14 protein-coding genes and 2 tRNA genes are annotated in these 12,361 nt (G+C 68.1%); 13 read left to right on the top strand and 3 right to left on the bottom strand.

The window, feature by feature from the left end; all coding sequences use genetic code 11:
* Positions 1–32: 32 nt before the first annotated feature.
* The 6 genes from EV652_RS30165 to EV652_RS30140 all read left to right on the top strand — a co-directional run bounded on the left by EV652_RS30165 (position 33) and on the right by EV652_RS30140 (position 4,243).
* Positions 33–821 carry a fumarylacetoacetate hydrolase family protein gene (locus tag EV652_RS30165; protein ID WP_132212652.1) on the top strand — a complete coding sequence of 263 codons (789 nt, stop codon included), beginning with the start codon at positions 33–35 and terminating at the stop codon, positions 819–821.
* Entirely contained in the window at positions 814–2,349 is a 1,536-nt protein-coding gene (gene gltX / locus EV652_RS30160) for a glutamate--tRNA ligase (protein WP_132212651.1), read from the top strand. The genes EV652_RS30165 and gltX overlap by 8 nt, the downstream gene beginning before the upstream one ends.
* Positions 2,349–3,269: a CPBP family intramembrane glutamic endopeptidase gene (locus tag EV652_RS30155; RefSeq protein WP_132212650.1), complete on the top strand. Its 921-nt coding sequence runs from the start codon at positions 2,349–2,351 to the stop codon at positions 3,267–3,269. The genes gltX and EV652_RS30155 overlap by 1 nt, the downstream gene beginning before the upstream one ends.
* Positions 3,270–3,386: 117 nt before the next feature.
* Positions 3,387–3,458, top strand: a tRNA-Gln gene (locus EV652_RS30150).
* Between the two features lie 78 nt (positions 3,459–3,536).
* Positions 3,537–3,612: transfer RNA gene (locus EV652_RS30145), tRNA-Glu, on the top strand.
* Positions 3,613–3,730: 118 nt separating this feature from the next.
* Positions 3,731–4,243, top strand: coding sequence for a 2'-5' RNA ligase family protein (locus EV652_RS30140; protein WP_132212649.1), 513 nt, complete (start codon positions 3,731–3,733; stop codon positions 4,241–4,243).
* Here EV652_RS30140 and EV652_RS30135 read toward each other — a convergent pair whose 3' ends face one another.
* The gene (locus EV652_RS30135; RefSeq protein WP_012922430.1) at positions 4,244–4,963 is read right to left on the bottom strand and encodes an IclR family transcriptional regulator; all 720 of its coding nucleotides are present in this window, start codon (positions 4,961–4,963) and stop codon (positions 4,244–4,246) included.
* A gap of 133 nt (positions 4,964–5,096) precedes the next feature.
* Between EV652_RS30135 and leuC the strand changes: the two genes are divergently transcribed.
* The 5 genes from leuC (at position 5,097) to EV652_RS30110 (ending at position 9,565) form a co-directional block, all read left to right on the top strand.
* A complete protein-coding gene (gene leuC / locus EV652_RS30130) occupies positions 5,097–6,527 on the top strand; it encodes a 3-isopropylmalate dehydratase large subunit (RefSeq protein ID WP_132212648.1) in 1,431 nt (476 codons plus the stop codon).
* A 14-nt stretch (positions 6,528–6,541) separates the two neighbouring features.
* Complete coding sequence (leuD, locus tag EV652_RS30125; RefSeq protein ID WP_132212647.1) at positions 6,542–7,141, top strand: 3-isopropylmalate dehydratase small subunit; 600 nt, start codon at positions 6,542–6,544, stop codon at positions 7,139–7,141.
* A 290-nt stretch (positions 7,142–7,431) separates the two neighbouring features.
* On the top strand, positions 7,432–8,580 hold the full coding sequence (corA, locus tag EV652_RS30120) for a magnesium/cobalt transporter CorA (RefSeq protein ID WP_132212646.1): 1,149 nt from the start codon (positions 7,432–7,434) through the stop codon (positions 8,578–8,580).
* Between the two features lie 26 nt (positions 8,581–8,606).
* Positions 8,607–8,792 carry a hypothetical protein gene (locus EV652_RS30115; protein ID WP_132212645.1) on the top strand — a complete coding sequence of 62 codons (186 nt, stop codon included), beginning with the start codon at positions 8,607–8,609 and terminating at the stop codon, positions 8,790–8,792.
* Between the two features lie 200 nt (positions 8,793–8,992).
* On the top strand, positions 8,993–9,565 hold the full coding sequence (locus EV652_RS30110; RefSeq protein ID WP_132212644.1) for an HU family DNA-binding protein: 573 nt from the start codon (positions 8,993–8,995) through the stop codon (positions 9,563–9,565).
* 95 nt (positions 9,566–9,660) lie between these two features.
* Here EV652_RS30110 and EV652_RS30105 read toward each other — a convergent pair whose 3' ends face one another.
* Together EV652_RS30105 and cofC are read right to left on the bottom strand one after the other, a co-directional pair.
* Positions 9,661–9,867: a hypothetical protein gene (locus EV652_RS30105; protein ID WP_132212643.1), complete on the bottom strand. Its 207-nt coding sequence runs from the start codon at positions 9,865–9,867 to the stop codon at positions 9,661–9,663.
* A 1-nt stretch (position 9,868) separates the two neighbouring features.
* On the bottom strand, positions 9,869–10,540 hold the full coding sequence (cofC, locus tag EV652_RS30100) for a 2-phospho-L-lactate guanylyltransferase (RefSeq protein WP_132212642.1): 672 nt from the start codon (positions 10,538–10,540) through the stop codon (positions 9,869–9,871).
* A gap of 16 nt (positions 10,541–10,556) precedes the next feature.
* Between cofC and EV652_RS30095 the strand changes: the two genes are divergently transcribed.
* On the top strand, positions 10,557–11,357 hold the full coding sequence (locus EV652_RS30095) for a lysophospholipid acyltransferase family protein (protein ID WP_132212641.1): 801 nt from the start codon (positions 10,557–10,559) through the stop codon (positions 11,355–11,357).
* Positions 11,354–12,358 carry an NAD(P)H-dependent glycerol-3-phosphate dehydrogenase gene (locus EV652_RS30090; RefSeq protein ID WP_132212640.1) on the top strand — a complete coding sequence of 335 codons (1,005 nt, stop codon included), beginning with the start codon at positions 11,354–11,356 and terminating at the stop codon, positions 12,356–12,358. The genes EV652_RS30095 and EV652_RS30090 overlap by 4 nt, the downstream gene beginning before the upstream one ends.
* Positions 12,359–12,361: the final 3 nt, after the last annotated feature.

The following is a 12,361-nucleotide window of genomic DNA, read 5'->3' as shown; positions in this document are numbered from 1 at the left end:
GTCTCATCCCGCGCCGACGGTAGGCTCGGCCCGTGCGTATCGCCAGATTCTCCGTGGACGACGAGCCGAGGTACGGCGTCGTCGAGACCGACGACCCCGAGGGGCTCCTCGGCACCGTCTCCGTGCTCGACTCGGACCCGCTCTACCGGCCGGTCCAGTTCACCGGGGAGAAGCTGCAACTGGCCGACGTCCGGCTGCTCGCGCCGGTGATCCCGCGCAGCAAGGTGGTCTGCGTCGGCCGGAACTACGCCGCGCACGCCGCGGAGCTCGGCAACGAGGTGCCGGCCGAGCCGATGATCTTCCTGAAGCCGAACACCTCGGTGATCGGCCCGCGTGACGGCATCGTCTACCCGGAGCAGACCAACAACCTGCACTTCGAGGGCGAGCTGGCGATCGTGATCGGCCGGATCTGCCGCGACCTGCCCAAGGAGCGGGTCAACGAGGTGATCTTCGGCTACACCGTGGCCAACGATGTGACCGCGCGTGACCTGCAGAAGTCCGACGGGCAGTGGGCCCGGGCCAAGGGGTACGACACGTTCTGCCCGCTCGGCCCGTGGATCAGCACCGAGCTCGACGTATCCGACCTGCGGGTCACCACGGAGGTGAACGGCGAGCCGAAGCAGGACGGGCGGACCTCGCAGTTCATCTTCGGCATCCCGGAGGTGCTGGCCTACATCACCTCCTTCACCACGCTGCTGCCCGGCGACGTGGTGCTCACCGGCACCCCCGCGGGTGTCGGCCCGATGCTGCCCGGCGACGAGGTGTCGATCAGCATCGAAGGAATCGGAACTCTGACGAACAAGGTGATCGTGCGTGACTGAGCGGCCTGCCTCCTCCGACAATGACGTCCTGGGCGGCCTCGAACCCCACCAGGTCCGGGTCCGGTTCCCACCGTCCCCGACCGGCCTGCTGACGGTCGGCAACATTCGCAGCGCGCTGTTCAACTGGGCCTTCGCCCGGCACTACGGCGGCAAGCTGGTGCTCCGCATCGAGGACACCGACACCGCGCGCAACACCGACGAGGGCTACCAGTACACCTACGACTCGCTGCGCTGGCTTGGCCTGAACTGGGACGAGGGACCCGAGGTCGGCGGCGACTACGGGCCGTACCTGCAGTCCGAGCGGCTGGACGTGTACGCCGACGTCGTCGCGAAGCTCCTGTCGGCCGGCAAGGCGTACCACTGCTACTGCTCGCAGGAGGAGCTCGACCAGCGCCGCGAGGCCGCCCGCACCGCCGGGCAGCACAGCGGGTACGACGGCCATTGCCGCACGCTCACCGAGGAGCAGGTCAAGGCGTACGTCGACGAGGGCCGCCGGCCCGTGGTCCGGCTCCGGATGCCCGACCGGCCGATCGTGTTCGACGACCTGGTCCGCGGCGAGATCACCTTCCTGCCGGAGAACCTGGGCGACTACGTCCTGGTCCGGGCCAACGGTCACCCGCTCTACCCGCTGGTGAACCCGGTCGACGACGCGATGATGGAGATCACCCACGTGCTGCGCGGCGAGGACCTGCTCCCGTCGACGCCGCGGCAGATCGCGCTCTACGAAGCGCTCGCCGAGATCGGTGTCGGCAGCGGCCGGACGCCGCGGTTCGGGCACCTGCCGTTCGTGATGGGTGAGGGCAACAAGCGGTTGTCCAAGCGCGACAAGGGCTCCGGCCTGGGTGAGTACATGGAGCGCGGCTTCCTGCCGGAGGGCCTGCTCAACTACCTGGCCCTGCTGGGCTGGTCGATCGCCGAGGACCGCGATGTTTTCACGATGGCCGAGATGATCGAGGCCTTCGACATCCGCAAGGTGAACTCGAACTCGGCCCGGTTCGACCCGAAGAAGTGCGAGGCGATCAACGCGGCGCACATGCGGCTGCTGGCCCCCGACGAGTTCGCGCAGCGGATGATCCCGTTCCTGGCCCAGGCGGGCGTGCTGCCGGCCGAGCCGTCGGACGACCAGCTCGCCGTCCTGCAGGCCGCCGTACCGCTGGTGCAGGAGCGGATGAACACGCTGTCGGAGTCGGTCGACATGCTCGGCTTCCTGTTCGTCGACGAGGAGGCGTTCACCCTCGACCCGGATGCCGCGGGCAAGGTGCTGACCGGCGATGCGGGTGCCGTGCTGGAGGCGTCGGTCAAGGCGCTGGGCGATGTCGAGTGGACCACCGAGGCGATCGAGGCGGCGTTGCGTACGTCGCTCATCGAGGGGCTCGGCCTGAAGCCGAAGAACGCGTTCGGCCCGGTCCGGGTGGCGATCTCCGGACGCCGGATCTCGCCGCCGCTGTTCGAGTCGCTGGAGCTGCTGGGCCGCGAGAAGTCGCTGCACAGGCTCGAGCAGGCGCGCGCGTCGCTGCTGGCTGACTGATGTCGAAAGAGGTCGCAGAGGCGGGTCCGCAGCCCTACAACCGGTTGCTGCGGAACCCGTCGACCCCGAGCGGGTACGTGATCCTCGGCGCGTTCACGATCTTCGCCGGCTGGATCTTCGCCAGCCTGGTGATCCTGGCCGTCCAGCAGAGCATCCGGAAGGACCCCGAGGGGACCGTCTCCTGGTTCGGCCTGCTGGCCACGAACCTGTCGCTGATCGTGCTGATCCCGCTGAGCATGCTGGTCGCGCAGAAGCTCAACCGGCAGACGCCGGGGCTGTTGTCCTCGGTGATCGGCCGGCTGCGGTGGCGCGCGCTGGCGTGGTTCGCGCTGGCCGCCGTCCTGCTCGAGCTGCTGATGCTCGGCGTCATCCAGCTCGGCGGCGTCGAGTTACTGGGCGACGGGAACGGCGGGATCGCACCGGATGCGGCCGGAGTGATCGCGGTCACGCTGCTCACGTCGACGTTCCAGGCGGCGGGGGAGGAGTACTTCTTCCGCGGGTACCTGTTGCAGGCGGTCGGCGCGCTGGTGCGGAGCGCGGTGGTGGCGGTGGTCGTCACCACGGTGCTGTTCACGATGGCGCACGGGATCTGGCCGTGGGAGAGCCCGGCGTTGTTCCTGGACCGGTTCGCGTTCGGGTTGGTGGCCGGTTTCCTCGTCGTACGCACTGGTGGTCTGGAGGCGTCGATCGCGGCGCATGCGGCGAACAACGTGGTGACCTTCGTGTTCGCCGCGCTGACCGACAGCGTGGGTGACAGCCTGGGTGCCGATGACGCGCCCTGGTCACTCGTGGCCGTCGATGTGGCGAAGTTCGTGGCGTTCGGTCTGGTGGCGTTGTGGATCGCGCGGCGGACGAAGCTGGCGACCGTGTGCGACCTGCCGCTGACCGTTGCTCCGCTGCCCGGCAAGAGGCTGGTGTGACGGGAGTGACAACGCGGCACGGGGACCCCGTTTTGGTGTCCGGCCCCTTGCTCGGGTACTCTCTTCGAGCCAGGTTGTGAGGGCGGAGACAAGCTCACAACGGCAGTGAAATGCCTTTGGGGTATGGGGTAATTGGCAGCCCGTCTGATTCTGGTTCAGTTAGTCTAGGTTCGAGTCCTAGTACCCCAGCGGATTGGACCGCACCGATGGAAATCGGTAGAGTTCAACCTCGTTGCCCGGCCCGCAAGGACCGGTCGACAACCCTCTGGCCCCGTTGTGTAGCGGCCTAGCACGCCGCCCTCTCAAGGCGGTAGCGCGGGTTCGAATCCCGTCGGGGCTACCAGAGAAACACGAAGGCCCGGACCTCACGGTCCGGGCCTTCGTCTGTTCCCGCTCAACCAACTCTCAGTCCGCCACCACCGCCTTCAGGGCGCACAACCGCCCCGGCGTACTGTGCCGCTATGGCGCTCGCCGTGTGCCTCCTGTTCGACCGCCGCTCCGACCGGATCCTTCGGGGACTGTGGGACCGGTTGGAGGATCTCGGCGTACCGACGCTGATGTCGCACACGCACGGCCGGCACGTGCCGCACCTGTCCCTCGCGGTGCTGCGGGAGTGGGATCACGACAAGGTGATGAAGGCCGCTCAGCCACTGATGGACGACGGGCCTGTCAGTTTGTACTTCGATGCGCTCGGAACGTTCCGGCGTGGTCGGGCGTGGCTGGTCCCGGCGGTCGGCGCGGAGGTGCTGGAACGTCAGCAGCAAGTGGTCACGGCGGTCACCGGGACGGGCGCTGATCTGCACAGGCATTACCAACCTGGTCGCTGGGTGCCACACTGCACCCTCGCACCTCGCGTCCCACTGGTCGCATTGCCGATCCTGGCGGCGGCCGTGTACGACGTGCTGCCGCTCGAGACGACTGCTGACCATGCCGCGCTGATCGACAGCGGCACTGGTCAGGTCTGGCCTCTGTAGTTACTCGGAGGCGCGGCGGAGGGCTTCGGAGAGGCGCTCGGCGGCGGCCATGACAGCGGGGGCGTGCATGCGGCCGGGCTGGCGGGAGAGCCGTTCGATCGGGCCGGAGACGGAGACGGCGGCGATCACCTTGCCGCTGGGGGAGCGGACCGGGGCCGAGACGGAGGCGACACCCTGTTCGCGTTCGCCGACCGAGTGGGCCCAGCCACGACGCCGTACGCCGGCCAGCGCGGCAGCGTTGAAGGTCGCGTTGTGGAGACCGCGGTGCATCCGCTCCGGGTCCTCCCAGGCAAGCAGTATTTGAGCAGCCGACCCGGCCGCCATGGTCAGCTGGCTGCCGACCGGAACCGTGTCGCGCAGACCGGACGGGCGCTCCGCGGCCGCGACACAGACGCGGTACTCACCCTGCCGGCGGAACAGCTGCGCCGACTCACCCGTGATGTCGCGCAGTCGCGCCAGCACAGGGCCCGCGGTCGCCAGCAGCCGGTCCTCACCGGCTGCCGAGGCCAACTCGCTGAGTCGCGGACCGAGCACGAACCGTCCCTGCATGTCCCGGCCGACCAGCCGGTGGTGCTCGAGCGCCACCGCCAGCCGGTGTGCGGTCGGGCGGGCCAGTCCGGTGGCCGCGACCAGTCCGGCCAGGGTCGCCGGCCCGGACTCGAGCGCGGACAGAACGAGGGCTGCTTTGTCGAGAACGCCGACTCCGCTAGAGTTGTCCATGAGACGATATTGCCGTCTCGAATCGTGGAACGCAAGTCGCATTCGTGACCCAGTGCGGAGCACGCTACGAAAGACGCAGCCGGAGCACTGTGAGCGATAGGCACCTCACCACATACCTCAAAGGAGAAGTCTGATGGGTAGGACGTTGTCGGAAAAGGTCTGGGATGCGCACGTCGTGCGCCATGCCGACGGAGAGCCCGACCTCCTCTACATCGACCTCCACCTGGTGCACGAGGTGACCAGTCCACAGGCCTTCGACGGACTCCGCCTGGCCGGCCGTCCGGTACGGCGCCCGGACCTGACCATCGCCACCGAGGACCACAACGTCCCGACCCTCGACGTGGACCAGCCGATCGCCGACCCGGTGTCGCGGACCCAGGTGGACACACTGCGGAAGAACGCCGAGGAATTCGGCATCCGGATCCATACCCTGGGCGACCCGGACCAGGGTGTCGTCCACGTGATCGGCCCGCAGCTCGGCCTGACCCAGCCCGGTATGACCGTGGTCTGCGGTGACAGCCACACCTCCACCCACGGCGCCTTCGGCGCGATTGCTTTCGGCATCGGTACCAGCGAGGTCGAGCACGTGCTGGCGACCCAGACGCTGATGCAGGCCCGGCCGAAGACGATGGCCGTCACCGTCGACGGTGTCCTGCCCGACGGTGTCTCGGCCAAGGACCTGGTGCTGGCGCTGATCGCGCAGGTCGGCACCGGCGGCGGCCAGGGCTACATCGTCGAGTACCGCGGCGAGGCGATCCGGGCGCTGAGCATGGAAGCCCGGATGACGATCTGCAACATGTCGATCGAGTGGGGCGCCAAGGCCGGCATGATCGCGCCGGACGAGACCACGTTCTCCTATCTGCAGGACAAGCCGCACGCACCGCAGGGTGTCGACTGGGAGGCCGCGGTCGAGTACTGGAAGAGCCTGGCCACCGACGAGGACGCCACCTTCGACCGCGAGGTCGTGCTGCGCGCCGAGGACATCGCCCCGTTCGTCACCTGGGGCACGAACCCGGGTCAGGGCATCCCGCTGTCGGAGGCCGTGCCGTCGCCGGACGACTTCGACAACGAGAACGACAAGGTCGCGGCCGAGCGCGCGCTGGAGTACATGGGCCTGACGGCCGGTACGCCGATGCGCGAGATCCACGTGGACACGGTCTTCCTGGGTTCCTGCACCAACGGCCGGATCGAGGACCTGCGGGCCGCCGCCGGTGTGCTGGCCGGCCGGAAGGTTGCCGAGGGCACCAGGATGCTCGTGGTCCCCGGCTCCGGCCGGGTCCGCCTGCAGGCTGAGGCCGAGGGTCTCGACCAGATCTTCAAGGCCGCCGGTGCCGAGTGGCGCGGCGCGGGCTGCTCGATGTGCCTGGGCATGAACCCGGACCAGCTGGCCCCGGGTGAGCGCAGCGCCTCCACCTCGAACCGGAACTTCGAAGGCCGTCAGGGCAAGGGCGGTCGCACCCACCTGGTCTCGCCGCTGGTCGCCGCCGCGACCGCAGTCACCGGAACTCTCGCGGCCCCGGCGGACCTGCAGCCGCTGGACGTCGCCGTACCCGAGAATGTCTGAGGAGCAGAGGAATCATGGACGCCTTCACCCAGCACATCGGTACGGCGGCTCCGCTGCGCCGCAGCAATGTCGACACCGACCAGATCATCCCGGCCGTCTACCTGAAGCGGGTCACCCGGACCGGGTTCGAGGACGGGCTGTTCGCGGCCTGGCGCAACGACCCCGAGTTCGTCCTCAACCAGCCTGACTACGCCGGTGTCTCGGTGCTCGTCGCCGGTCCCGACTTCGGCACCGGATCGTCGCGGGAGCACGCGGTCTGGGCGTTGCTCGACTACGGGTTCCGGGTCGTGGTGTCGTCGCGCTTCGGCGACATCTTCCGCGGTAACTCGGGCAAGGCCGGACTGCTCGCGGCCCTGGTGACACAGGAGGTCGTGGAGCAGTTGTGGGCCACGATCGAGGCCGACCCGGACACCAAGGTCACGGTGGACCTGGAGAACAAGACGATCTCGGCCGGTGACGTCTCCGCGCCGTTCGACATCGACGACTACACGCGTTACCGGCTGCTGAACGGTCTCGACGACGTCGGTATCACCCTGTCGCACGAGGCCGATATCTCCGCCTACGAAGCGACCCGGCCGTCCTTCAAGCCGGCCACGTTGCCCGCCAAGGCGTAGCGAACACTGCGAAGCTTTCGCCCATCCCCACGTCGGGGGTGGGCGAAACCTTTGTGTAACGGACAGAACATCCGAGGCGATAACTCTGGTGTTACCCTTGCGGGGTTGTCAGTACAAGGCTTGCGAGATCTGGGAGGTGAGGCGCTCATGAGCAGCGATCCCTCCAGACATACCGATCTCGCTCGACCTTCGAGAGGCTGACGCTTCTTCTCTCTTGATGCGGCCTGGGTGCCGCGGGGTCGGGCAGACGTGTGCCCACATACACCCGCAACACCGCATCTGGAGGACTCATGTCCGACCTGCGCACGCGCACGCTTCGTGCCTTCAGCCGCACCCCGTCGAACCGTGCCGCCGCCCGTCGCACCGTCCAGCAGCCGATCGAGCAGCCGGTCCGCGACACCACTCCGAAGCCCAACGGGCACAGTGTCGTCGACAGTGCGATCTACAGCGACGGCCGCCGGGTCTCGTCGCCGGACTCGCTGGCCGACACCTATCGCGTCCTGCACAAGTCGCCGAAGAGCCTGGCCTGGATCGGCCTGTACCGGCCGGACCGGCGCGAACTCGCCTCGCTGGCCCAGGAGTTCGACCTGCACGAGCTGGCGATCGAGGACGCCATCCAGGCCCATCAGCGGCCGAAGCTCGAGCGGTACGGCGACACCTTGTTCGTCGTCCTGAAGGCCGCCCGCTACCGGGACGCGACCGAGGAGGTCGAGTTCGGCGAGGTGCACGTGTTCGTCGGCCCGGACTTCGTGGTGACGGTCCGGCATGCCGAGGCGCCCAATCTGGCCGCGGTACGACGCCGGGTCGAACGCGATCCCGAGTTGCTCAACCGCGGGACCGAAGCCGTGCTCTACGCGATCATGGACAAGGTCGTCGACGGGTACGCGCCGGTGGTCGCCGGCCTGGAGAACGACATCGACGAGATCGAGACCGAGGTGTTCCGCGGTGACCCGAAGGTGTCCCGGCGCATCTACGAACTGTCCCGTGAGGTGATCGAGTTCCAGCGCGCGACCCGGCCGCTGGTCGGCATGCTGGAGCAGTTGCGCGGCGGGTTCGAGAAGTACGGCATCGACGAGGAACTGCAGCGCTCGTTGCGTGACGTCGCCGACCACGTCACCGAGGTGGTGGAGAAGGTCGGCGGGTTCCGCGAACTGCTGCGCGACATCCTGACCGTGAACGCGACGCTGGTCGCCCAGCAGCAGAACGAGGAGATGAAGAGCCTCGCGATCGCCAGCAGTGCGCAGAACGAAGAGGTGAAGAAGATCTCCGCGTGGGCGGCCATCCTGTTCGCACCGACCTTGATCGGCACCGTCTACGGGATGAACTTCGACCACATGCCGGAACTGCACTGGCAGTACGGCTATCCGTTCGCCGTCGGCCTGATGGGGTTGGTGTGCGGCGGTCTGTACGTGATCTTCAAGCGCCTCAGCTGGTTGTAGCCTTCCGTCTAAGGAGGTGGACAGCTATGTGGTTGTTCCTGCGTCGGCGACTCATCATGTGGGCCGTGCTGGTGATCGCCGTACCGTTGCTGGACTGGCTGCTCGGCAAGGTGGCGGCCGAGTTGCGTGCCAGGAAGGGCGACTCGGCCATCACCCGGGGGCTCGATACGGCCCAATCGGGGCTGCGAATGCTGCGCGGCAAGGGCCGCTAGCCGGTCACGGATGGGCACCGGTTCGTTGCTCAGAAGGGGATTCGGGACCGCTGAAGGGCCGGATCGGGCCAAATTGTGGCACGAATCGCCCAAAACAAGGCCGAATTGCCGCGTTGGTGTTTGTGAACCGCGTGTTGAGTCCATAACGTTCCTGTGAGATCGAGCGCTGTGCTCGACGCCTACGTTCACGGAGGGAAGCAGTGAACAAGAGCCAGTTGGTCGAAGCGCTCGCAGTGCACTTCGACGGAAACCGCCGCCAGGCCCAGCACGCTTTGGAATCGGTGATCGACACCGTGGAGCGCGAGCTGACCAAGAAGGGTGGCAAGGTCGCCATCACCGGTTTCGGTGCCTTCGAGGCAATCGAGCGTGGCGCGCGCATCGTGCGCAACCCGCGGACCGGTGAGACCAAGCGTGCCAAGAAGACCGTGGTTCCGAAGTTCCGCGCGGGTGCGGAGCTGAAGGCCGTTGTCTCCGGTGCGAAGAAGCTGCCGAAGCTCGTCGTGCCGAAGCCGGCCGCGACCGCCACCAAGGCGGCCGCTCCGGCGAAGAAGGCCGCTCCGGCCAAGGCCGCGGCGACCAAGACCGTTGCCAAGAAGGCTCCGGCCAAGAAGGCCCCGGCCAAGACCGTTGCCAAGAAGGCACCGGCCAAGAAGGCCCCGGCCAAGACCGTTGCCAAGAAGGCACCGGCCAAGAAGGCGACCGTCGCCAAGAAGGCGCCGGCCAAGAAGGCCCCCGCCAAGAAGGCTCCGGCGAAGCGCGCAGCTTCTCGCTGACCTTCAGCACTGCAGCACCGCAACATCAGCGAAGGCCGGTCACCCCACTCCAGGGATGACCGGCCTTCGCCGTGTCAGGGTGCTGCGGGCAACTGTCAGAGCTCGGTGATGAAGTCCACCTTGGTGATGGCCAGATTCGCCCCGGAGCCGGTGGTTTGCAGCCGGACCCGCTGCCCGACGCGCAGATGGCGGACCGGGGTGTTGGCGACGGCGTGCACGGTGAAAGGCAGTTCGACACCTCGGTCGGTCAGTACCGCGCCGGAGAAGGTCTCGGTGTCGTAGCGGCTCACGGTTCCTTGCATATCAGCAGGCTAGACCCTCGGTCCCGGTCGCGGCACCGAGCACCAGCGACATCACGTCGGCCGTCGCCGGACCCACTCCGAGTTGTACGGCGTGGGCCAGATCGGCCGCCGTGTCGACATCACGTCGTACCGACTCGATGCCGGAAAGCTCGATCGGGACCGCGCCCGAGGCTTGGTGGGCTAGTGCGGAACCCACGCCGAACCGTGGATCGAGTGCAACCCCGGGAGCCGCCGCGAGCAACGTCGTACCGGTCCCGGGAAGGTCGATCACGAAGGACCGCGGTGCTACACAGGCAGCCAGTACGGCGGTCAGCTCGGCCGGCCGTAGGGCCGGGAGATCTGCGGAGAGGGCAACGACTCCGTGGTCCGGGAACTCGGCAGCGGCGACAGTGGCACCATGCAGCAGGGCTTCGTTGAGGCCCGTGGCCGGGAGGTCCGGCACCACCCGTGCACCCACCGCGGTGACGTCCGCGGCGACGACCGGATCGTCGGTGACGACCAGGACGGCGCGGACCAGGGGAGAGGCCAATGCGGCCGCAGTAGTGTCGACAGCGAAGGATCGGGCCAGCTCCGGACGGTGCTGCGGGTAGGCCGCAGCGAGCCGGCTCTTCGCGATCGCCGTACGCTTCACCGGGATCGCCAGGGTCCAGGGAGCGACCTGTAGGTCTGCCATCAGGCAGGATTCTCCCATGACGGATGGCAGTGACGAGCACCAGGAGGCATCAGTGAACGGCGGCCCGCGCGGTGACAGGCCAGACCCCCGGCCGCGCCGGGGCTTCTGGTTCGGCCTGGTGGTCGCACTCGTCAAACCGTTCATGCTGACCTTCACCAAGCCGGAGTTCACCGGCCGGGAGAACATGCCGCGGTCCGGCGGCGTGGTGTTCGCGCCGAATCACATCTCGCATTTCGACCCGCTGGTGCTCGGGTTCTACATCTGGGAGTGCCGGCGGATCCCGCGGTTCCTGGGCAAGGCGTCGGTCTTCAAGATTCCGGTGATCGGCCGGATCATCTCCAGCGCCGGGCAGATCCCGGTCTACCGGGAGTCCAGCCAGGCCGCCGACGCGTTCCGGGACGCGGTCGCCGCGGTCGAGCGGGGTGAGTGCGTCGGCGTCTATCCGGAAGGCACGATCACGCGCGATCCGGACATGTGGCCGATGACCGGCAAGACCGGTGCGGCGCGGGTCGCGCTGATGACCGGATGCCCGGTGATCCCGCTCGCCAACTGGGGCGCGCAGGAGGTCATCGAGTCGTACACCGGCAAGGTCCGGATCCGGCTGCTGCCGCGCAAGCGGATCCTGGTGCGGGCCGGGGCGCCGGTCGACCTGAGCGCGTTCGCGGGCCGGCCGATCACGAACGAGCTGTTGCACGAGGCAACCGAGGTGATCATGCACGCGGTCGCCGAGACGCTCGGCGAGCTGCGCGGCGAGACCCCGCCCAAGGAACTCTTCGATCTGCGCAAGGACCGGTCCAACGGTGAGGAGAAGGCATGACGAAGGTCGCGGTGTTCGGGGCCGGATCCTGGGGTACGGCGTTCGCCACGGTGCTGGCGAATGCGGGCAACCAGGTGTCCATTTGGGGCCGGCGTGAATCGCTCTGCGAGGCGATCAACACCCGGCACGAGAACCCCGATTACCTGCCCGGGCTGCGCCTCCCGGACACGATCACCGCGACCCACGACCCGGCCGCGGCCGCCGACGGCGCGGAAGCCATCGTATTGGCCGTGCCCAGTCAGTCGCTGCGGGAGAACCTGACGGACTGGGCCGGTGTGCTGCCCAACGCCGTACCCCTGGTGAGCCTGATGAAGGGCGTCGAGGTCGGTACGACGAAGCGGATGAGCGAGGTGATCGCCGAGCTCACCGGCGCCGGCCCGGAGCGGATCGCGGTCGTGTCGGGTCCGAACCTGGCCCGCGAGATCGCCGAAGGGCAGCCGGCCGCGTCGGTGGTCGCGTGTGCCGACGAGGGGACCGCGACCCGGTTGCAGAAGTTGTGCCACTCGCAGACGTTCCGCCCGTACACGAACAACGACGTGATCGGCTGCGAGCTCGGCGGCGCGACCAAGAACGTGATCGCCCTGGCTGTCGGGATGGCTGTCGGCCTCGGCTTCGGCGACAACGCCCGCGCGTCCGTGATCACCCGCGGCCTGGTCGAAACCGCCCGGCTCGGTACGGCGCTCGGCGCACAGGAACACACGTTCTCCGGTCTGGCCGGTCTGGGCGACCTGGTCGCGACCTGCTCGTCACCGTTGTCGCGCAACCGGACCTTCGGCGAGAAACTCGGCCAGGGCCTGACCGTCGCCGAGATCGCCGGCGCCACCCGGCAGGTCGCCGAAGGCGTCAAGTCCTGCGCGTCCATCTCCGAACTCGCCCACCACCACGACGTCGAGATGCCGATCGCCGAACACGTGACCAAGGTCGTGGCCGGCGAGATGACACCCAAGGACATGTTGTTCAGCCTGGTCTCCCGGTCGGCGAAGTCGGAGCGCTGGGGGTGATCC

The sequence above is a fragment of the Kribbella steppae genome (assembly GCF_004342025.1).
Lineage (GTDB): Bacteria > Actinomycetota > Actinomycetes > Propionibacteriales > Kribbellaceae > Kribbella > Kribbella steppae.
Note: the sequence above shows the minus strand (reverse complement) of the source record. Positions and strands in the feature narration are given on the sequence as shown.

What these genes read in the sequence shown, in the direction of transcription:
- leuC (WP_132212648.1), top strand. Translation starts at nt 5,097, where the DNA reads ATGGGTAGGACGTTGTCGGAAAAGGTCTGGGATGCGCACGTCGTGCGC.
- EV652_RS30155 (WP_132212650.1), top strand. Translation starts at nt 2,349, where the DNA reads ATGTCGAAAGAGGTCGCAGAGGCGGGTCCGCAGCCCTACAACCGGTTG.
- cofC (WP_132212642.1), bottom strand. Translation starts at nt 10,540, where the DNA reads ATGGCAGACCTACAGGTCGCTCCCTGGACCCTGGCGATCCCGGTGAAG.
- leuD (WP_132212647.1), top strand. Translation starts at nt 6,542, where the DNA reads ATGGACGCCTTCACCCAGCACATCGGTACGGCGGCTCCGCTGCGCCGC.
- EV652_RS30115 (WP_132212645.1), top strand. Translation starts at nt 8,607, where the DNA reads ATGTGGTTGTTCCTGCGTCGGCGACTCATCATGTGGGCCGTGCTGGTG.
- EV652_RS30090 (WP_132212640.1), top strand. Translation starts at nt 11,354, where the DNA reads ATGACGAAGGTCGCGGTGTTCGGGGCCGGATCCTGGGGTACGGCGTTC.
- EV652_RS30095 (WP_132212641.1), top strand. Translation starts at nt 10,557, where the DNA reads ATGACGGATGGCAGTGACGAGCACCAGGAGGCATCAGTGAACGGCGGC.
- corA (WP_132212646.1), top strand. Translation starts at nt 7,432, where the DNA reads ATGTCCGACCTGCGCACGCGCACGCTTCGTGCCTTCAGCCGCACCCCG.
- EV652_RS30135 (WP_012922430.1), bottom strand. Translation starts at nt 4,963, where the DNA reads ATGGACAACTCTAGCGGAGTCGGCGTTCTCGACAAAGCAGCCCTCGTT.
- EV652_RS30105 (WP_132212643.1), bottom strand. Translation starts at nt 9,867, where the DNA reads ATGCAAGGAACCGTGAGCCGCTACGACACCGAGACCTTCTCCGGCGCG.
- EV652_RS30140 (WP_132212649.1), top strand. Translation starts at nt 3,731, where the DNA reads ATGGCGCTCGCCGTGTGCCTCCTGTTCGACCGCCGCTCCGACCGGATC.